The sequence below is a fragment of the Virgibacillus kekensis genome, assembly GCF_042654125.1.
GTDB classification, from domain to species: domain Bacteria; phylum Bacillota; class Bacilli; order Bacillales; family Amphibacillaceae; genus Lentibacillus; species Lentibacillus kekensis.
In genome coordinates this window covers 93028-111496 of sequence record NZ_JBHSFU010000005.1, presented here as the reverse complement: position 1 = coordinate 111496, position 18469 = coordinate 93028, and the positions used below count along the sequence as shown (strand labels likewise).

Annotated in this window: 19 protein-coding genes; 11 read left to right on the top strand and 8 right to left on the bottom strand. The window is 42.7% G+C overall.

Annotated features, from left to right (window positions below; genetic code table 11):
* Nucleotides 1–35: 35 nt before the first annotated feature.
* From ACFO3D_RS10820 to ACFO3D_RS10810, 3 genes are all read left to right on the top strand, one after another.
* A complete protein-coding gene (locus ACFO3D_RS10820; protein ID WP_390295786.1) occupies nt 36–374 on the top strand; it encodes a DMT family transporter in 339 nt (112 codons plus the stop codon).
* On the top strand, nt 371–685 hold the full coding sequence (locus ACFO3D_RS10815; RefSeq protein WP_390295784.1) for a DMT family transporter: 315 nt from the start codon (nt 371–373) through the stop codon (nt 683–685). The genes ACFO3D_RS10820 and ACFO3D_RS10815 overlap by 4 nt, the downstream gene beginning before the upstream one ends.
* 113 nt (nt 686–798) lie before the next feature.
* Nucleotides 799–1602, top strand: a complete 804-nt coding sequence (locus tag ACFO3D_RS10810; protein ID WP_390295782.1) for a VLRF1 family aeRF1-type release factor — start codon at nt 799–801, stop codon at nt 1600–1602.
* A gap of 131 nt (nt 1603–1733) precedes the next feature.
* Here ACFO3D_RS10810 and ACFO3D_RS10805 read toward each other — a convergent pair whose 3' ends face one another.
* Genes ACFO3D_RS10805 through ACFO3D_RS10780 form a run of 6 tightly spaced genes read right to left on the bottom strand, consistent with a single transcriptional unit; the run spans nt 1734 to nt 5434 of the window.
* Entirely contained in the window at nt 1734–2072 is a 339-nt protein-coding gene (locus tag ACFO3D_RS10805; RefSeq protein WP_390295779.1) for a fluoride efflux transporter FluC, read from the bottom strand.
* Nucleotides 2069–2449, bottom strand: a complete 381-nt coding sequence (locus ACFO3D_RS10800; RefSeq protein ID WP_390295777.1) for a fluoride efflux transporter FluC — start codon at nt 2447–2449, stop codon at nt 2069–2071. The genes ACFO3D_RS10805 and ACFO3D_RS10800 overlap by 4 nt, the downstream gene beginning before the upstream one ends.
* Nucleotides 2446–2859, bottom strand: a complete 414-nt coding sequence (locus tag ACFO3D_RS10795; RefSeq protein ID WP_390295774.1) for a Fur family transcriptional regulator — start codon at nt 2857–2859, stop codon at nt 2446–2448. Before ACFO3D_RS10795 ends, ACFO3D_RS10800 begins: the two co-directional genes overlap by 4 nt.
* Entirely contained in the window at nt 2856–3707 is an 852-nt protein-coding gene (locus ACFO3D_RS10790) for a metal ABC transporter permease (protein WP_390295769.1), read from the bottom strand. Before ACFO3D_RS10790 ends, ACFO3D_RS10795 begins: the two co-directional genes overlap by 4 nt.
* Before the next feature lie 16 nt (nt 3708–3723).
* Nucleotides 3724–4479, bottom strand: a complete 756-nt coding sequence (locus ACFO3D_RS10785; RefSeq protein WP_390295767.1) for a metal ABC transporter ATP-binding protein — start codon at nt 4477–4479, stop codon at nt 3724–3726.
* Nucleotides 4472–5434, bottom strand: coding sequence for a metal ABC transporter solute-binding protein, Zn/Mn family (locus ACFO3D_RS10780; protein WP_390295765.1), 963 nt, complete (start codon nt 5432–5434; stop codon nt 4472–4474). The genes ACFO3D_RS10785 and ACFO3D_RS10780 overlap by 8 nt, the downstream gene beginning before the upstream one ends.
* Before the next feature lie 176 nt (nt 5435–5610).
* Between ACFO3D_RS10780 and ACFO3D_RS10775 the strand changes: the two genes are divergently transcribed.
* The 5 genes from ACFO3D_RS10775 to ACFO3D_RS10755 all read left to right on the top strand — a co-directional run bounded on the left by ACFO3D_RS10775 (nt 5611) and on the right by ACFO3D_RS10755 (nt 10489).
* Nucleotides 5611–6120 (top strand): PCYCGC motif-containing (lipo)protein, encoded by a 510-nt coding sequence (locus tag ACFO3D_RS10775; protein ID WP_390295763.1) that lies wholly within the window; start codon nt 5611–5613, stop codon nt 6118–6120.
* A 108-nt stretch (nt 6121–6228) separates the two neighbouring features.
* Complete coding sequence (locus ACFO3D_RS10770; protein WP_390295761.1) at nt 6229–6519, top strand: metal-sensing transcriptional repressor; 291 nt, start codon at nt 6229–6231, stop codon at nt 6517–6519.
* Between the two features lie 14 nt (nt 6520–6533).
* Entirely contained in the window at nt 6534–8924 is a 2391-nt protein-coding gene (locus ACFO3D_RS10765; RefSeq protein WP_390295759.1) for a heavy metal translocating P-type ATPase, read from the top strand.
* Between the two features lie 146 nt (nt 8925–9070).
* Nucleotides 9071–9277 carry a copper chaperone CopZ gene (gene copZ, locus ACFO3D_RS10760; RefSeq protein WP_390295757.1) on the top strand — a complete coding sequence of 69 codons (207 nt, stop codon included), beginning with the start codon at nt 9071–9073 and terminating at the stop codon, nt 9275–9277.
* Between the two features lie 297 nt (nt 9278–9574).
* A complete protein-coding gene (locus ACFO3D_RS10755; protein ID WP_390295755.1) occupies nt 9575–10489 on the top strand; it encodes a proline dehydrogenase family protein in 915 nt (304 codons plus the stop codon).
* Nucleotides 10490–10546: 57 nt separating this feature from the next.
* On the opposite strand, the gene ACFO3D_RS10750 is transcribed toward ACFO3D_RS10755, so the two are convergent.
* On the bottom strand, nt 10547–11401 hold the full coding sequence (locus tag ACFO3D_RS10750; RefSeq protein ID WP_390295753.1) for a YitT family protein: 855 nt from the start codon (nt 11399–11401) through the stop codon (nt 10547–10549).
* Between the two features lie 224 nt (nt 11402–11625).
* Between ACFO3D_RS10750 and ACFO3D_RS10745 the strand changes: the two genes are divergently transcribed.
* The 3 genes from ACFO3D_RS10745 (at nt 11626) to ACFO3D_RS10735 (ending at nt 17135) form a co-directional block, all read left to right on the top strand.
* Complete coding sequence (locus ACFO3D_RS10745) at nt 11626–14025, top strand: 3-hydroxyacyl-CoA dehydrogenase/enoyl-CoA hydratase family protein (protein ID WP_390295751.1); 2400 nt, start codon at nt 11626–11628, stop codon at nt 14023–14025.
* Nucleotides 14026–14045: 20 nt separating this feature from the next.
* Nucleotides 14046–15221, top strand: a complete 1176-nt coding sequence (locus tag ACFO3D_RS10740) for an acetyl-CoA C-acetyltransferase (RefSeq protein ID WP_390295749.1) — start codon at nt 14046–14048, stop codon at nt 15219–15221.
* Between the two features lie 129 nt (nt 15222–15350).
* Complete coding sequence (locus tag ACFO3D_RS10735) at nt 15351–17135, top strand: acyl-CoA dehydrogenase family protein (RefSeq protein ID WP_390295747.1); 1785 nt, start codon at nt 15351–15353, stop codon at nt 17133–17135.
* Between the two features lie 36 nt (nt 17136–17171).
* Here ACFO3D_RS10735 and ACFO3D_RS10730 read toward each other — a convergent pair whose 3' ends face one another.
* Nucleotides 17172–17726: a VanZ family protein gene (locus tag ACFO3D_RS10730; protein ID WP_390295745.1), complete on the bottom strand. Its 555-nt coding sequence runs from the start codon at nt 17724–17726 to the stop codon at nt 17172–17174.
* Between the last annotated feature and the right edge of the window lie 743 nt (nt 17727–18469).

Here is an 18469-nt window from a genome sequence, read left to right as displayed (position 1 = left end):
GGTATGCCTGGTTTTTAATGTGGGGGATAAATATTATGAAAAAGAGCTGGAACATTATATTTGTAGCAGGTTTATTTGAGATTGGCTGGGTAGTGGGGCTGAAACATGCTGATAGCGTGGTGGAGTGGCTGTTGACTGGACTATCCATATATCTGAGTATGCATTTGTTGATTGTTGCATCAAGGAATCTTCCAGTCGGTACAGCGTATGCAGTCTTTACCGGCATAGGGACCGCCGGAACAGTGGTTTTGGATATTATGTTGTTTGGCGAAGAGTTCAACCCCTTCAAGATTCTACTGATAGTTGTGTTGTTATCGGGGGTATTTGGACTGAAAATGGTTACACAGGAACATGAAGGGGAGCGGTCTGGATGAGCTGGTTTTTTCTTATAGTAGCAGGAGTCGGTGAAATGGCTGGTGTAATCGGGATTAATATGGTTAACCGGGAGAAAAGCTTAAAATCATTTATCTGGTTCATTGGCGGTTTTGTTGGCAGCTTCGTTTTTCTGACGTTAGCGATGAACACCATCCAAATGAGTACTGCATATGCGGTATGGACCGGAATTGGAACAGTCGGCAGCGCTATTGCTGGTATGGCTTTCTATGGTGAATCAGCAGATTGGCGCAGAATTGTGTTTATCAGTATGATTATTGCCGCAGCAGTCGGATTGAAGCTTGTATCATAGCGATTTACGATGATGATTATGGGATTTGTTACTGTTTTCATGTTTATTTTCATCCCATAGCGGAAACAAGTCTATTAAAGAAATGAATATGAATAAAGGAGTGCCAATGCCCTATGAATCTCGATGATCAGATAAAACAACTTGAGAATGTAAGAAAAGAAGGTTCCAATAAGGTATTTTCCATGTATTTAAATACCGATCCTTCCGATCCAGAACAACAGGGGGGCGAATGGAAAATCCACTTTAAAAACGGTCTGCGTAATTTTGAGAGTTATCTGCAGGAGGATGAAAACAAAGAAGAGCTTAAAAACTTCCAGCAGGTAAAAAAGAAAGTGGAAAAATTTGTGCGCGGTAATGAACAGAACTATCGTAGAGGAATTATTTTATTCGCTACCGCTGATGAGGAAATCTGGTTTGCTCATCGTGTACAGACACGCCTTGAAACAGAATTCCACTGGGAAGAGACCCCTCAGCTTGACCAGTTGAAAAAATTACGGGATGAATTTCCTAAATCCGGAATTATCCTTGTACAGCAAGATCAGGTGAAAGTTGTGGAAGCAAATATGAATGAGATTGAAGATACTGTTTATTATGAGTTCGATGTTGATACCGATGACTGGCGGCAGTTTACAGGTCCACACCGGGCTGATCCGTCTATGGGGTCCGGCGGTAAAAGCCTGCAACAGGACAATTTTAAAGACCGCTATGAAGCAAATAAACACCGATGGTTCAAAAGTATTGCACCAAAACTTGATAAGCGGGCTAAAGATCATCAGTGGGAAAAAGTTTACGTTGTAGGAGAACCGGACCCAACGCAGGAACTCAAGGAGCAAATGAACAAACCAATTGACGATATAATTCAAAAAAATATGCTCGACCATGAAGAATCCAAGGTACTTGAAGAAGTATTTGGATAAAACACGGAAAACACCCTAGAAGCGGCTGAACGCTTCTAGGGTGTTTTTAGTGAAGCTCGTAGGAGTCGAATTCAGCAGAGCTAAAAGAAAGTAGAGACGGAATCGGAAATATAAAGCAAGGATTACTAGATTCAAATACTTAATACCACGAATACAACCAATAGGCTTACCCCTACTGATGCTCCGACATAGCCGAGCGCTCGCCAAGTTTTCCCTTCATGGATAAGTTGTACAGTTTCATTTCCGAAAGTCGAAAATGTTGTATAAGCACCGCAGAATCCAACCCCGCACAGGAACCACATCCATTCGGCAAGCGCTGTTTCCATATAATACCGGAGCAGGAGGCCCAAGATAAACGAGCCGGTAACATTGGCTATCCATGTGCCGAGTAAACTGGCAAATCTTGATGAGATATAAAATCGGGCAATACTACCGATAAATCCTCCCACCATCACCAATAGGATATTCATGATACTGCCTGCTTTCTTTTAGCCAACTGACTTGACACATAACTTAAGCCCAGCCCGCCGAACAAACTAATCAGCACATATCCAGCTGCAAGTGTTATGCTTTTATCAAACAGCCTAACGGTTTCCACTGAGAAAGTTGAAAACGTGGTAAACGCACCTATCATTCCGGTGCCAAGTCCGCTTACCATAATGGAGCCGAGACGTTCTCGCAGCCTGGAGTTATGGATTAAGTATCCAAGGAGAAAACATCCTATCAGGTTGGCGGCTAATGTTCCAAAAGGAAATCCGCTTCCAGCCCAAACGCCGGAAAGCCCGTACCGTCCAGTGGCACCTATCATTCCCCCGAGACCAACTGCCAAATAAACTTTCAAGTTCATACGGCCTGACATAGTGGACACAGGCCGTATATTTCAAACTTATGTCCTTCAATTGCATAATTGCCAAGATCACTCTCTACCTGATCCATTGGACATACGTTAATTGCTTTTGTTTTCCCGCAATCTTTGCAGATAAAGTGATGATGATGCTGCTGATTGCAGGAGATTCGGAAATGCTTTTCTCCGTTTAATTCGGTTGTTTCCAAAATGCCAACTTCATCAAATAAATGCAAATTACGGTAAACCGTATCAAAGCTGATTCCTTTGTAGGCTGGTTCCATATGCTGCAGAAGGTCTTTAGCGGTACGGTAACCATCAGCCTTAGCAAAAAAGGATAATATATCCTTACGTTTGGCGGTTGTTTTATAGCCTCGTTTTTTTAGGCTTTCAATTGCTTCCTGTAATTTCATTGCTTTACCCTCTTTCTTTTGGGAGAAGTATTAAGCTTTTTGAATCCAATTGCGGCTAACAGTATAAGGATGGAAACAAGTACGATGGTACCACCTGGTGGAATGCTGAAATAATAGCCGGAAATAAGTCCAAGAATAACAGCGGTCTCACCGAAAATAATCGAGTAACCTATCATTTGTTTGAATCCTCTGGCAAGTCGCATGCTGGCTGCTACCGGCAGGGTCATCAATGCAGAAACAAGAAGGACCCCAACAATCCGGATGGACGCAGCGATAACCAGTGCTGTCATCACAATAAACAGCAGGTGAATTCGCTTAGAATGGATTCCTGATACCTCAGCATGCTCCTCGTCAAATGAAAGGGCAACAAGCTCTTTATAAAACAATCGTATTACTAGAATAATAACTATTGAGATAGCCAAAATGGAATAGAAATCAGTCCGGCTGACAGCGGAAACTGAGCCGAACAAGTAGTTGAAGAGCTCTGTATTGAACCCATTAGCAAGAGATATAAAGATAACACTTAAGCCTACACCACCAGATAAAATGATTGGTATTGCCAGTTCCTGATAGGCTTTATAGACACCCCGCAGTTTTTCGATAAAAACCGATCCGATTACCGAAAAAGCCATCCCGCTATATAAGGGGGAAATCCCGACAGCGAACTTCTTTTCCACAAGAAGCCCGAACGCAATACCTGCCAGCGTAACATGCGACAGAGCGTCAGCTATAAGGGAGAGCCTTCGTACGACGATAAAGGTGCCCAGTAGTGGTGCAATCAGGCCAATCAGTAGTCCAGTATAAAATGTATTTCGTAAAAATTCATATTGTAATAAATCCTGCAGCATAATTTTTCCCCCAACATCAGTGATCGTGTGTAACTATATTTACCGGATGACCGTAGAATTGGGATAACTCTTTCTCTGGAAGAGCAGTATATTCTTCGGGTTTACCGTGAAAATGCAATGTTTTGTTCAAGCAGACAATGTCTGTTGCATGCTCGGTCATCGCGCCAGTATCGTGCGTGACAAGCAGCAGTGTAATATTTCGTTCATTATTCAGCTGGTGAAGAAGGTCATAAAACCGCTGTACGTTTTCATAGTCAACACCGACTGTCGGTTCATCCAATATCAGCAATTCTGGATCACTCACCAGTGAACGGGCAATGAATACACGCTGTTGCTGTCCTCCTGACAAGTTTCCGATATTTTCATAGGCATAGTCAGCCATGCCGACCTGCTCGATTGCCTGCAATACCTTTTTTTTATGGAGTGTTGTAAAAAATTTAAGATATCCAACTTTGGCGGTCAATCCCATACAAACCACCTCATAAACAGTTGCCGGAAAACCCTTATTGAATGAATTGGATTTCTGTGAGACGTAGCCGATTTTATCCCATTCTTTAAATTTTTCGATTGGCTGATTAAAAAGGTGAATAGACCCTGAATCAGCTTTTAACAATCCCAGAATCAGCTTGATAAGTGTGGTTTTCCCTCCGCCGTTGGGACCGACCAGGCCCATAAACGCCCCTTCAGGAATTTCAAAATTAATACCATCAAGGACGACTTTATTTTCGTATGCGTAGTTAACATTCTGCATGGTAATAACTGGTTTACTCATTAGCTGTTCCCTCCTGCTCAGTAGCTGTGTCAAGCACGCTGAGGTTGTGTCGCATTAATGATAGATAATTCTCATCATCTCTTATATCTTCTTCCGTCAGAACCGACAAATTGTGAATATACAAGGCCCTAGCATCAATTTCCTGTCTGATGATTTCAGTGACACGATCAGAACTGTTTTGTTCAAGTATTAAATAGTTCATATTATATCGTTTCGCCGCCTCGATAATTCGTGTCAGATCTTTCTGTGAGGGTTCGTTACTGGATGATATCCCGCTTATTGCTATCTGCTCAATTCCATAACGATCCTCCCAGTAGCTGTACGCAGCATGGGAGACAAGAATCCGCTTATCGTTCTTTGGTTTTAGTGTTTCAATAAACTGCTGATCCAATGCCAGCAAATCATTCTTCAGTGTGGAAAAATTCTGCTCGTAAAACTGTTTATTTTCCGGGCGCATGCTTATAAGTTCTTCTTTAATTAGGGAAGCCATTTCTATCATCCTTAATGGATCTAGCCAGATATGCGGATTTACATCTCCATGATCATGGCCGTGGTGCTCTGCTTCCGTTTCTTCATGAGAATCATGAATTTCCTCATTGTGAAATAACTCGTCATGCTTTCCCAGTTCAATCAATCTGACATCCTGCGATTTCAGTGCTTGTGCTGTTGTTTCAGCAAATGCTTCCATGCCCGCACCCAGGTAAATAAAAGCATCCCCTTCAGCAATCGCAGTGATCTCTTTGGCAGCAGGTTCATATGTGTGCGCATCCACCCCGGGGGGGTATACGGATTTGGTTTCCACTGTCTTGCCAGCAATACGTTCTACAGCGTATTGAATTGGATAAAGTGACGTATAAACCGTAAACTGGTTATTTTTCTGTGTATTAGGTGAGGATGTACATCCTGAAATTATAAATCCGCAGATGATAAACATGATGACTAAGTATTTATTCATGGTCGAATCCTCTCTGAAAAGTAATCGCTTATTTATATTATCGTAATGATTACGATTTGTAAATAAGAATGATTACGATTACAGGGAAGTTTTGAAAAGTTGCTTTTTCGTTCAATGTTTTTTTTCAAAAGAAACGTTTATATTCGTTATGATTAACGTATAAGGAGGTAAAGTAAATGAAAAAGTATATATGGATATTAGCCGTGTTGATTCTTGCATTAGTAGCATGCTCAAATGCGGGAGAAAAATCAGAGGAGCAAGAAGAACATGCCAGTGGCCTGCCTGTGGATGATTCGCTTGAGGGACTTTCTTACAATATGAAAACAAATGAGTGGTCGCCGATGATGGTTAAGTTTTTGGCAGAAGTGAACGATCCCCGGGTAAAAGATGCATATGAGACTGCCATTCACAATGCTGATGTGCTTGATTATATGCCGTGTTACTGTGGCTGTTATGATAGTAACGGACATGAGAGTAATACACATTGTTTTGTGGATGAATTTAATGGAGATGTGGTTGCGCTAGACAGTATGGGCTTTAGTTGTGGTATTTGTATCGATATAGCTAAAACATCTGTTGCAAAATACAAGGCAGGAGAATCACTGGTTGAAATCCGAAATTATATTGATGATAACTTTGGTGGAAATGGAATCGGGCCTACGCCTACCCCAATGCCTCAGGGATAATATATCGCTCGTCCAGGTGGAGAGACAACTATCTCCGCCAAGCATTTTTATTGTTTTATATACTGTAGGGGGGTATAGTATAATTATCAATAAAAGGATGTGATCCAATTGGAAAAACAGCCGGTAACTCCAAGAACAGACATTGAAAAACAGGCGGTCATCAATCGAATGAAACGAATTGAAGGCCAGGTCAGGGGCATTCAGAAAATGATTGAAGATGACCGCTATTGTGTTGATGTTATGGTTCAAATCAGTGCGATTAATGCCGCGCTGAAAAAAGTAGGGTTTTCATTAATGGAGCGGCATACGAAGCATTGTGTAAGTCACGCTGTGAAATCTGGCGAGGGCGACGATGCAATAGAAGAGTTGATGGAAGTCATGAAGCAACTATCCAGATAAATGGGGGTGACATTATGGAAGAGGCAAAGAAACATATAGATGTAGGCGTTACGGGAATGACATGTGCGGCTTGTTCATCAAGGATAGAAAAAGTGTTGAACAAAATGGATGGTGTCGATGCCCAGGTGAACTTGACCACCGAAAAAGCAAGTGTCGACTTTGATCCTGGAAAAGCAAGTGTGCAGGATATCACAGCTAAAGTTGAAAAACTTGGTTACGGTGTACAGGTGGAAAAAGCCGAATATGATGTGTTTGGCATGACTTGTGCGGCCTGTTCAACGAGAATCGAAAAGGTATTGAATAAGCAGGAAGGCGTAAAACTGGCCACTGTTAACCTTGCCAATGAGACGGCATCCATCGAATATAATCCAGGCCTGATTGGAGAATCCGATATTATTGGCCGAATTCAGAAGCTAGGTTACGATGCGAAAGCAAAAGCGGACAAAGAAACAAAGAAATCGCAGAAGGAAAAGCAGTTGCAAAAGATGCGGACCAAGTTGATAATTTCAGCGTTGTTATCCATTCCACTTCTTATAACGATGCTGGATCATCTGATGGGTTTGACACTGCCCGCTATTTTGATGAATCCATGGTTTCAACTGGCTCTTGCTGCTCCGGTACAGTTTATTATCGGATGGCAGTTTTACGTTGGGGCGTATAAAAACCTTCGCAATAAGTCAGCCAACATGGATGTCCTGGTAGCACTCGGTACCAGTGCTGCGTTCTTTTTCAGCTTGTATGAGGCATTGAAAACAATCGGTAATCCAGATTACATGCCACACCTCTATTTCGAGACCAGTGCTATCCTTATTACGCTGATTTTGTTCGGCAAATACCTGGAGACCAGTGCGAAAGGCAGAACAACCCATGCAATTTCCAAACTGCTTAATTTGCAAGCAAAACAGGCTCGGGTTATTCGAGATGACAACGAAGTGATGGTTCCCGTTCAGGACGTGCTGAAAGGGGAAAGAATTATTGTCAAACCTGGTGAAAAAATACCCGTCGACGGTATAGTCTTGAAGGGAAGTACGTCGGTGGATGAGTCAATGATAACCGGTGAATCAATTCCAGTTGAAAAAGGAGCGCAGGCCCAGGTGATCGGTGCCACACTGAACAAAAATGGTACCGTTGAAATAGAAGCAACCAAGGTTGGAAAGGAAACAGCGCTTGCTTCGATTGTAAAGGCTGTGGAGGATGCCCAAGGATCCAAAGCACCAATACAGCGTCTGGCAGATATTATTTCAGGTTACTTTGTGCCGATTGTGGTGGGGATTGCCGCAGTAACATTTCTGGCATGGATTATCCTTGTCGCTCCCGGAGAATTCGAGGCTGCCCTGACAGCAGCAATAGCAGTTCTTGTTATTGCCTGCCCATGTGCTCTCGGTCTTGCTACTCCAACGTCCATCATGGTGGGGACCGGGAAGGGTGCCGAAAACGGTATTCTTTTTAAGGGGGGTGAGCATCTCGAACGGACGCACCAGCTCGATACAATTATTTTTGATAAAACAGGAACGATAACAAAAGGTAAACCAGAAGTCACTGATTTTACCGGTGATGATGAAACACTAGCATTGCTTGCCAGTGCCGAAAAAGGTTCCGAGCATCCGCTTGCTGAAGCAATTGTTGCATATGCGACGGAGAAAAATATTCAACTCAAAGAAGTTGCATCCTTTACAGCAATACCCGGCCGTGGTATCCGGGCAACCATTGATGATCATGATGTACTTGTTGGCACCCGTAAACTAATGACGGATAACGGGATTGATGTTACGCATCTTGAGGATGATCTTACCACTTATGAAACTGCCGGAAAAACAGCTATGCTTATCGCTGTAGATAGTAAGTTACAGGGGATTGTCGCTGTTGCCGATACGATAAAAGAAACTGCAGTGGAAGCCATCAACCAATTAAAAGCCCAGGGACTTGAAGTGATTATGCTGACAGGGGATAACGAACGTACTGCAAGGGCAATTGCGCAGCAGGCAGGTATTTCCAATGTTATCGCACAGGTTTTACCGGAAGAAAAAGCGGATAAAGTAAAAGAAGTCCAGCGTCATGGCAAAAAAGTCGGAATGGTCGGTGACGGTATAAACGACGCGCCAGCCCTCGCAACAGCAGATATTGGTATCGCGATTGAAACCGGTACGGAAGTGGCTATCGAAGCTGCCGACGTAACGATTCTAGGCGGCGAGCTTTTGCTGATTCCAAAAGCCATTAAGCTTAGTAATAAGACTATTCGAAATATCCGGCAAAATCTGTTTTGGGCATTTGCCTACAACAGTGCGGGAATTCCAATCGCAGCAGCAGGACTTCTTGCACCATGGATAGCCGGCGCAGCAATGGCTTTCAGCTCCGTGAGTGTGGTTACCAATTCACTTCGCCTAAAGCGAGTGAAAATAAATTAAAGTTTTCTCTAAGTTTTGGTTGCTATATGAAAGGGTAGACTTCTAAGCACCCACTCGTAGAGGAGATAGTTTGGTTCATCTAGACTGTTTCATTATGAAAACAGTCCTTACTATAATAATCAAATTTCTGAAAGGGGTAGTTAAATATGCAAACAACACTAGATGTAAGAGGAATGACATGTGGTCACTGTGAAAGCTCAGTAAAAAATGCTCTGGAATCACTTGAAGGGGTACAGGGTGTTGAAGTTAACCTTGGAACCGGTCGAGTTGACGTAACGTATGATGAGGCATATGTAACCATCAAACAGATGCGTGAAGCAGTTGAAGAACAGGGTTATGATGTAGTGGCTTAATGAATGGCTGACTCCCTGTTGAAGGGAGTCAGCTTTTCTTTTAATTGTAAGTACAACTATGGCTGTAGTCATAAAGTCATGAACTTCAGAAGAAGGATTGCCGAGTTTTCTATTATACATGCGAAAACGGAATTTACCGGCTAAAAACAAGAGAAAAACCTCCCAATTACGACAGATTAGGCCAAATTTAAGCAAATAAAGTTAAAAACAGTACTCTTTTTTTACTTTTAATGATAAGATAGTAAAGGTGTACTAATTGTAGCAATAGATAAAATTTTTTATATGGGGGTAATCACCATGGAGCAGCTAATGCGAAACTTCTTTTTATTTTTGTCCAAAAATAAAACGCTTACCAACCTGGCGAAAAAATATGGACTCCGTTTTGGGGCAGCCCGGTTTGTGGCAGGGGTAGATATTGACCAGGCATCAAAGAAAATCAAGGAAATTAATGATGATGGATTTGTTGTGACGGTCGACCACCTAGGCGAGTTCATCGATAATGAAAAAGAGGCCCGTGAGTCAGCCGATGAATGTATTCATGCGATAGAAGTGATTGCCGAAAAAGGGCTTGATTCTGAGCTTTCCCTAAAAATGACTTCCATGGGTCTTGATATCTCTGAAAAGCTGGTAATGGACAACATGCGACGGATTTTGGATGCCGGTAAAAAACATAATGTCATGGTCACAATTGATATGGAAGACTATGAACGCAGTGGAAAAACACTTGATATTTTCAAAGAGTTGCGAAGCGAGTATGAAAATGTGGGAACGGTCCTGCAGGCATATCTTTACCGAACCGTTGAAGATATTGAGGATTTGAATGAGTACAATCCATATCTGCGCCTTGTAAAAGGAGCTTATAAAGAATCGCCGGAAGTAGCCTATCCGGATAAAAAAGATGTGGATGAGAATTATAAAAAAATTATTAAGATGAATTTGCTTAATGGTAACTATACTGCTATTGCTACACATGATGAGGCCATTATTGATTATGTGAAAGAACTTGAAAAAGAGCATAATATTTCGCGCGATCAGTTTGAATTCCAGATGCTGTTTGGTATTCGTCGTGACCTGCAGAATAAACTGCTGAAAGAAGAATATAAAATGCGTGTATATGTACCGTACGGGGATGATTGGTATGGCTACAATATGCGCCGTCTGGCTGAACGTCCGGCAAATGCTATGTTTGTATTAAAAGGTGTCCTGAAATAGATTAATAGATGGATTAAGAATGCCCCATTTCAGAAGTCTGAGACGGGGCATTTTTGCTTACAGTTTTTGTCCATAATATTTGTCGAGTGAGAAACCGCGTCCAAGAATTTCGGAGGCGTTGATGAACACTACAAACGATGTAGGTTCTTCCTTCTGAAGAATCCTTTTTAACTGTACTGCCTCTTGTTGTTCCGTGACACAGAGTATCATGGTTTTATCCTGGTTGGAATAACCGCCAACAGTACGGACTTTAGTTAGTCCACGGTCAATTTGTTCTTGAATTAGCTGCTGGATTTTTTCTTCTTCCTCGGTGATGATTAAAATCAATTTTGAAGCAGAGGTGCGTAACTGCACAATATCAATGGTTTTACTTGTAACATAGATACACATCAATGCAAACAGCGTCAGTTCCAGACTAAAGACAATAATAGAAGAAATTACGACAAGCCCGTCTACAATTAGCTGGGAATACCCGCTTGAAAGGCCAGTAAATTTTTTTACTACCTGAGCAATTGCTGCTGTTCCACCTGTTGAACCATTTCCTCTATATACTGTCCCAAGTCCTACGCCGAGAACAATTCCTCCATAAATCGCGCCCAAAAGCGGATTAGTTATCGTGAAGGGGAGGTCAGCTGTTAAGTAAATAATGAACGGTACCCAAAATGTGCCGACCAGTGTTTTCCAGCTGAAGTCCTTTCCCAATGCCAGCCACCCCGCGATAAAGATGGGAAGGTTGATCAGAAATTGTGTATAAGCTGGGCTTAATTCGTAAAGCTCAAAAAAAATGGTACTAATCCCTGAAATTCCTCCGGCAGCCAGTTTTGCCGGCAATAAAAATAAATTGTATGACAGGGCGACAAGGGTTGCGCCAATAATTATCTGAAGATATTCATAAACTAACTTTTTTTTCATCGATATGCTTCCTTTCCTATATATAAGGCCATAAATAGTTTAACGCAGTTCGCATCAGCATTAAAGTTTTATCAACATAATTATTTTTTTCAAAAACCTTCTTTTTTATTGCGAAATATCAGAATATAATCTATACTGATAAATAGATGGATAGGGAACTATCTTTTATTTTTAGGAGCAAAAATGAATGAGTATTCATTCAAATAAAGATAGGGGGACAAAACATGAAGCAATCTATCAAGCGCGCAGCTGTCCTCGGATCCGGAGTAATGGGTTCAGGTATCGCTGCACACTTGGCTAACGTGGGGATTCCAACAATTATGCTGGACATCGTACCGCGGGAGCTGACTAAGGATGAGGAGAAAAAGGGGCTTACAATGGAAGACCGAGCTGTCCGCAATCGGATTGCGGAACAGAGTAAGAAGGCCCTGTTAAAACAGAAACCGTCACCTATTACGACGAAAAAAAGTCTTGATTTGATCGAAGTCGGCAATATGGATGATGACATGGAAAAGCTTGCTGACGTTGACTGGATTATTGAAGTGGTAGTAGAAAATCTGGATGTTAAAAAGAAAGTCTTTGCAAATGTGGATAAATATCGTAAAGAAGGGTCTATAGTCAGCTCAAATACCTCTGGCATTTCAGTTGAAGATATGGCAGAAGATCGGTCTGGAGATTTCCGGGCACATTTTCTAGGGACACACTTTTTTAACCCGCCGCGTTATTTAAAGCTGCTTGAAGTCATTCCCACAAAGGATACTGATCCGGATGTACTCGAGTTCATGAAGACATTTGGTGAAGATGTACTCGGTAAAGGCGTTGTTGAAGCGAAGGACACACCGAACTTTATTGCCAACCGGATTGGTACGTATGGACTTTTGGTTACGGTAGAGAAGATGCTTGAAGGCGGCTATAGTGTCGGTGAGGTTGATTCGGTTACAGGGCCAATGATTGGCCGGCCAAAAAGCGCTACCTTCCGTACGTTGGATGTTGTGGGGCTTGACACTTTTATTCATGTAGCCAAAAACGTGTATGACCAAGTGGAGGGTGATGAGAAGAAAGTCTTTGATGTTCCCGATTTTATCCTGAAGATGCAGGATAATGGCTGGCTTGGTGCTAAAAGTGGTCAGGGTTTCTTCAAGAAGGTTAAAGGAAAAGATGGAAGCAAAATCTATGAGTTGAATCCTGAAACACTAGAATATGAGGATCGAAGAAAACTGAAAACAGCAGCTACAGAAATGGCTAAACAGGAAAAAGGTTCACGCCGGAAATTGAAAGCGCTTGTATCTCAAAAAGGTGACAGAGCCAGCGACCTTGTTTGGTCCATTCTAAAGCCGGTACTTATTTATTCAGCTGAATTAACCGGGGAAATCGCGGACGATATTTTATCGATTGACCAGGCGATGAAATGGGGATTCGGCTGGGAGATTGGTCCATTTGAAACATGGGATGCAATTGGGCTTCGTAAGTCAGTAGAACGTATGAAGGAAGAAGGCGAAACGGTTCCTGAATGGGTATTGAACATGTTGGAATCCGGCAATGAATCTTTCTATAAAACGGAAAATGGAAATGTCTATTATTTTGAGAACGGCGAATACAAATTGCAGAACTTCAATAAAAAGGAAATCAATCTGAAACGATTAAAAGATGTTAAAGGTGTCATTAAAAAGAACACCGGTGCTAGTTTAATAGACTTGGGTGATGGAGTGGCAGGATTGGAATTTCATTCCCAAAGCAACGCAATCGGTCTTGACATCATTCAGATGGTGAATTTCGCGATTGAAGAAGTCAACAAGAACTTCAAAGGTCTCGTGATTGGCAACCAGGGCAAAAACTTCTGTGTTGGCGCAAACCTTGGAATGATGCTGATGGAGGCCCAGGATGACAATTTCTTTGAACTGGATATGGTTGTCCGTCAGTTCCAGAATATGGCGATGAATATCAAATACTCAGAAAAGCCAGTTGTAACAGCACCATTTAATATGACGCTCGGTGGTGGAGCGGAGGTATCTCTTCCAGCTGCAGCTATACAGGCATCAGCTGAAACGTATATGGGGCTGGTAGAGTTTGGTGTAGGACTTATCCCAGGCGGTGGCGGAACCAAAGAGCTTTATCTGAAAGAACTTCGCAATCTGCCTAAGGGAGTCAAATTTGACCTTACCAAAGTTGCAAACGATGTCTTTGAAAAAGTAGCCATGGCCAAGGTATCGACATCTGCTGCCGAGGCGCGGGATAACGGCTTCCTCGACAGTAATGATGCAATCAGCGTAAACCCTGACCATCTTCTGTATGATGCCAAGCAACGAGTAATTGCATTGGCCGATGCCGGATATCAGGCACCAAAGCGGGAGAAAATTCCGGTTGTTGGAGATGCTGGGTATGCAGCAATGCTCCTGGGAGCAAAAACGTTAAGATTTGGCGGGTATGCATCAGACCATGACGTCAAAATTGCAGAAAAACTGGCATATGTTTTATCAGGTGGCCGGATTAAAGAAGGCACTTTAATCGATGAACAAGTAATGCTTGATCTTGAGCGTGAAGCATTTTTAAGTCTAATTGCAGAACCGAAAACACAACAGCGTATGCAACACATGCTGTTAAAAGGAAAACCACTGCGCAACTAATTTGAAGAGGGGGAAGAAATGTGAAGGAAGCAGTAATCGTTGCAGGTGCAAGAACCCCTGTAGGAAGAGCAAATAAAGGATCACTCGCCAACACACGACCAGATGACTTGGCGGCGTTAACGATAAAGGAAACACTGAAACGTGCTGGAGGCTATGACGGCAATATTGATGATGTGATTATCGGATGTGCCATGCCGGAAGCAGAACAAGGAATGAACATGGCCCGGAATATTGCCGGGCTTGCAGGGATAAAAAATGATGTCCCGGGTATTACCATTAACCGTTATTGCTCATCCGGTTTGCAGAGTATCGCCTTTGCAGCCGAGCGCATCATGGTCGGTGCAAGTGACACCATCATTGCTGGTGGGGCAGAATCTATGAGTCTAATTCCAATGGGCGGCCATGTCATTAAACCGAATACAAAACTTGTTCAGGATGCACCAGGCTACTATATGGGCATGGGGCACACCGCTGAAGAGGTTGCCAACCGATTTGGCATCTCACGGGAGGACCAGGATGCTTTTGCAGTCCGCAGTCATGAGCGCGCGGCAAAAGCAATCAAGGAAGGCAAGTTTAACGATGAAATAGTACCCGTAGAAGTAACACAGCGGGCTGTTGGTAATAACAACAAAATTGAAGAGAAATCAGTCACTTTTGAAATGGATGAAGGAGTCCGTCCGGGTACCACCACGGACATCCTGGCAAAACTACGTCCAGCGTTTACCGTTAATGGCTCGGTTACAGCGGGTAATTCGTCACAAATGAGTGATGGTGCGGGAACTGTACTGGTCATGGACCGAGAGAAAGCTGAGTCGGAAGGGCTTAAGCCAATGGCTAAATTTCGCTCCTTTGCAGTAGCAGGAGTGGAGCCGGAAATTATGGGAGTCGGTCCGGTCGAAGCAATCCCGAAAGCTTTGAAAATAGCTGGATTGAGTTTATCCGACATTGGATTGTTTGAACTTAACGAAGCGTTCGCCTCCCAATCTGTCCGGGTAATCCAGGCATTAGACCTTAATCAGGAGATAGTCAATGTCAATGGAGGAGCAATCGCGCTTGGTCACCCACTTGGCATGACAGGTACCAAGCTGACATTGAGTTTAATTCATGAGATGAAGCGCCGAAATGTCCAGTTCGGGGTTGTAACCATGTGTATTGGTGGCGGAATGGGTGCAGCGGGAGTCTTTGAGCTTTTGTAAAAAGTGACCTGAGGCAGAATACCCAAGTCAGCCAACCGAATACCAGCTATCCTGTGTTGTAAAAGTGCTTAACGGCGTCTGCAGCAGGACGCCGACTTAATAATTCCTTATATGGAAAGGACGATTTATATGGGTGAAACAAAAGAAAAGTTGTTTAAAGGCGGGGCATTTCTTATTGAAGATTTAACCGGGGACGATGTTATCACCCCTGAGGATTTTTCGGATGAACATCATATGATCGCTAAAACCACAGATGATTTTGTGGAAAAAGAAGTTTTGCCTAAAGTGGATAAACTTGAAAATCATGAGTTTGAGCATTCGGTTGATCTTTTAAAGAAAGCGGGTGAACTTGGCCTTCTTGGTGCAGACGTACCAGAAGAATATGGAGGTCTCGCCCTTGATAAAATCAGTTCCTCGCTGATAACCGAGAAGTTTTCACGCGCAGGTGGTTTCTCAGTAACCCATGGTGCCCACGTTGGAATCGGTTCATTACCAATTGTATTTTTCGGTAATGATGAGCAAAAAGAAAAATATCTGCCAAAGCTTGCAACCGGTGAGTTGCTGGCGGCATATGCGCTGACTGAACCAGGTTCCGGTTCGGATGCGCTAGGGGCAAAAACTACAGCCAAACTGAATGAAGCGGGAACGCATTATATTTTGAACGGGGAAAAACAATGGATTACAAACTCGGCATTTGCTGATGTATTTGTTGTTTATGCAAAAATTGATGGCGAGCATTTCTCAGCGTTTATTGTTGAGCGTGATTTCCCTGGTGTGTCTACTGGACCTGAAGAACACAAGATGGGAATTAAAAGTTCATCAACACGCACATTAATTCTTGAGGATGCGGAAGTACCTGTTGAAAACCTTTTAGGTGAAAAAGGGCGCGGACATGTAATCGCATTCAACATTCTCAATGTAGGACGTTACAAGCTTGCAATCGGTGGTGTAGGTGGTTCCAAGCGTGGCATCGAAGTAGCAACAAAATACGTGAACGAGCGTAAGCAGTTCGGTACACCTATTTCAAGTTTCTCACTTACACAGGAAAAACTTGCTACCATGGCAGCAAGGACATATGCAAATGAGAGCGCTGTTTACCGGACTGTAGGGTTATTTGAACAGCGTATGGGGTCATTGACCGATGAGCAATTAAAAGATGGGCGTGAGGTGGCACGAGCAATCGCGGAGTACCAGATTGAATGTTCCATGAATAAGTATACTGCAACCGAGTGTCTGGACTATGTTGCAGATGAGGCTGTACAACTCCATGGTGGATATGGATTTATGGAAGAATATGAAGTGGCGCGTATGTACCGTGACTCGCGAATTAACCGTATTTTTGAAGGAACAAATGAAATCAATCGCCTGATCGTTCCAGGGACGCTGCTTAAGAAAGCAATGAAAGGTGAACTGCCACTACTTCAAAAGGCACAAAGCCTGCAGGAAGAATTAATGATGATGATGCCGGAAGAACCTGGTGAAGAGCCACTGGCCCAAGAAAAGTATTTGCTCCGAAATGCTAAGAAAATGGTATTGCTCGGCGCAGGCCTTGCAGCACAGAAGTACATGAAAAAGCTCGAGAATGAGCAGGAAATTCTAGTTAATCTGGCTGACATGACCGCTGAGGTTTATAATATGGAATCAGCCATTCTCCGTACTGAAAAAGCGATCAGCAAATCCGGTGAGGAGAAGAATAAGCAGAAGCTTCTTTATACACAGGTATATGTACAGGAAGCATTCAACCGTATTGAAGCCGATGCAAAAGAAACACTGATTGCAGTTGAATCCGGCGATACATTACGAATGATGCTTTCCTCATTGCGGAAGCTAACCCGTCATACGCCGACCAATGTAATTGCCAAGAAGCGGGAAATCGCCGCAACAATTATTGAAGAAGAGAAGTACACAGTATAAGCTACTGCCATCCTCCAATATGGAAGGATGGCAGTTTCATTTCATTAAAAACTTTACGTAGAGATAAACAACGATTTTACCCAATATATATCCGGCAATAACCCCAAACGTGTTTAGAATTAAATCATCCACATCGGAACTTCGCGCCAGCAACCCTGACTGTGAAAGGGCATATTGGACCCATTCAATTGCCAATGTGGTTAAAAATCCGATCACGAAAACCTTCCAAAAAGAAATTTTTCTATTCGTAAGTACTAGCAGGAATCCAATTGGGACAAACACTACTATATTTCCAATCAGATTAACAGAGGCAGCGAAAATTCCTCCGTGGGTAAACAAAAAAATATAATCTTCTATAGTATCGAATGGAATCAAATTGACACCGGTCCAGTCACTGCGTATCACGTCGCTATGAGGGAAGACGGTTAGATACAATAAGCTTTCCAAATAAAGGAGCCATAGTATATAAACCAGCTCTCTCCAGTAAGAAACTTTACGGCCCTGACGTTTAAGTAGATATAATCTTATCGGGGTATATATAATCAGGGACAGCAAAAGAAATTCATACGGTAAGGAATATATATAATGCATTGCTGGCCCTCCTCTCCTGTCCATCTTACTTCCAAATATATTCTTCAAAAAAAGAATTAGGCAATATTATAAAAAATGACGTTGCACAAAATTTATAAACTGCGACGTAGTGAAGACTTCTAAGATAGAGTACTGATACACTGCTACGGAAATACACTACGCTTTCCGCGGGCTCGCGCTGAGCCTCCTCGTTCGCCAAGAACGCGTGGGGTCTCAACGTCTTCGCTTTCCCGCAGGAGTCTTCGTGTATTTCCTCCGCTTGTTAGTATTTTGATCAAGGATTTGTACAGTCCTTCGTTATATGAATGAGGTTTATTTCATCCTAATTTTGAAAGCTATCCTAAGCTGCGAAAAAATGCGACACTCCAGGGGGGAGAGCAGCTTCCGAAGACCCCACAGCGAGGGAACGAGCGAGGAGGCTGAGGTGCTGCCCCCGGAAAGGGAGTGTTTTTCCGCAGCGTCGGTTAAACTTACCATTAGCCTAATGATGAAAAGCACATTATAAATTATCATTACATCGCATTTTATATCAAGCTGCGAGGATTAATGAGCAACAAAAAATCTACGATAATAGTCAAAAGTTAAGTCTAGAACGAAACAGTAATTCCCAACAAGATTACCCGTTTTTTCTCTCGCCAATCGATTATTTCACAATTCTAATCTACTTTTAATTTCCCTGTAAAAAAGACGGTCCCATTATAGTACAATCCAATCGACCTTCGACCAGCTTGTTTGGTATAATA

Excerpts from the sequence above, each read along its gene's own strand:
- ACFO3D_RS10730 (WP_390295745.1), bottom strand. The coding sequence starts at position 17,726 with ATGCATTATATATATTCCTTACCGTATGAATTTCTTTTGCTGTCCCTG.
- ACFO3D_RS10735 (WP_390295747.1), top strand. The coding sequence starts at position 15,351 with ATGGGTGAAACAAAAGAAAAGTTGTTTAAAGGCGGGGCATTTCTTATT.
- ACFO3D_RS10795 (WP_390295774.1), bottom strand. The coding sequence starts at position 2,859 with ATGAAATTACAGGAAGCAATTGAAAGCCTAAAAAAACGAGGCTATAAA.
- ACFO3D_RS10755 (WP_390295755.1), top strand. The coding sequence starts at position 9,575 with ATGGAGCAGCTAATGCGAAACTTCTTTTTATTTTTGTCCAAAAATAAA.
- ACFO3D_RS10750 (WP_390295753.1), bottom strand. The coding sequence starts at position 11,401 with ATGAAAAAAAAGTTAGTTTATGAATATCTTCAGATAATTATTGGCGCA.
- ACFO3D_RS10765 (WP_390295759.1), top strand. The coding sequence starts at position 6,534 with ATGGAAGAGGCAAAGAAACATATAGATGTAGGCGTTACGGGAATGACA.
- ACFO3D_RS10775 (WP_390295763.1), top strand. The coding sequence starts at position 5,611 with ATGAAAAAGTATATATGGATATTAGCCGTGTTGATTCTTGCATTAGTA.
- ACFO3D_RS10780 (WP_390295765.1), bottom strand. The coding sequence starts at position 5,434 with ATGAATAAATACTTAGTCATCATGTTTATCATCTGCGGATTTATAATT.
- copZ (WP_390295757.1), top strand. The coding sequence starts at position 9,071 with ATGCAAACAACACTAGATGTAAGAGGAATGACATGTGGTCACTGTGAA.
- ACFO3D_RS10810 (WP_390295782.1), top strand. The coding sequence starts at position 799 with ATGAATCTCGATGATCAGATAAAACAACTTGAGAATGTAAGAAAAGAA.
- ACFO3D_RS10820 (WP_390295786.1), top strand. The coding sequence starts at position 36 with ATGAAAAAGAGCTGGAACATTATATTTGTAGCAGGTTTATTTGAGATT.
- ACFO3D_RS10805 (WP_390295779.1), bottom strand. The coding sequence starts at position 2,072 with ATGAATATCCTATTGGTGATGGTGGGAGGATTTATCGGTAGTATTGCC.
- ACFO3D_RS10815 (WP_390295784.1), top strand. The coding sequence starts at position 371 with ATGAGCTGGTTTTTTCTTATAGTAGCAGGAGTCGGTGAAATGGCTGGT.
- ACFO3D_RS10800 (WP_390295777.1), bottom strand. The coding sequence starts at position 2,449 with ATGAACTTGAAAGTTTATTTGGCAGTTGGTCTCGGGGGAATGATAGGT.
- ACFO3D_RS10745 (WP_390295751.1), top strand. The coding sequence starts at position 11,626 with ATGAAGCAATCTATCAAGCGCGCAGCTGTCCTCGGATCCGGAGTAATG.
- ACFO3D_RS10785 (WP_390295767.1), bottom strand. The coding sequence starts at position 4,479 with ATGAGTAAACCAGTTATTACCATGCAGAATGTTAACTACGCATACGAA.
- ACFO3D_RS10790 (WP_390295769.1), bottom strand. The coding sequence starts at position 3,707 with ATGCTGCAGGATTTATTACAATATGAATTTTTACGAAATACATTTTAT.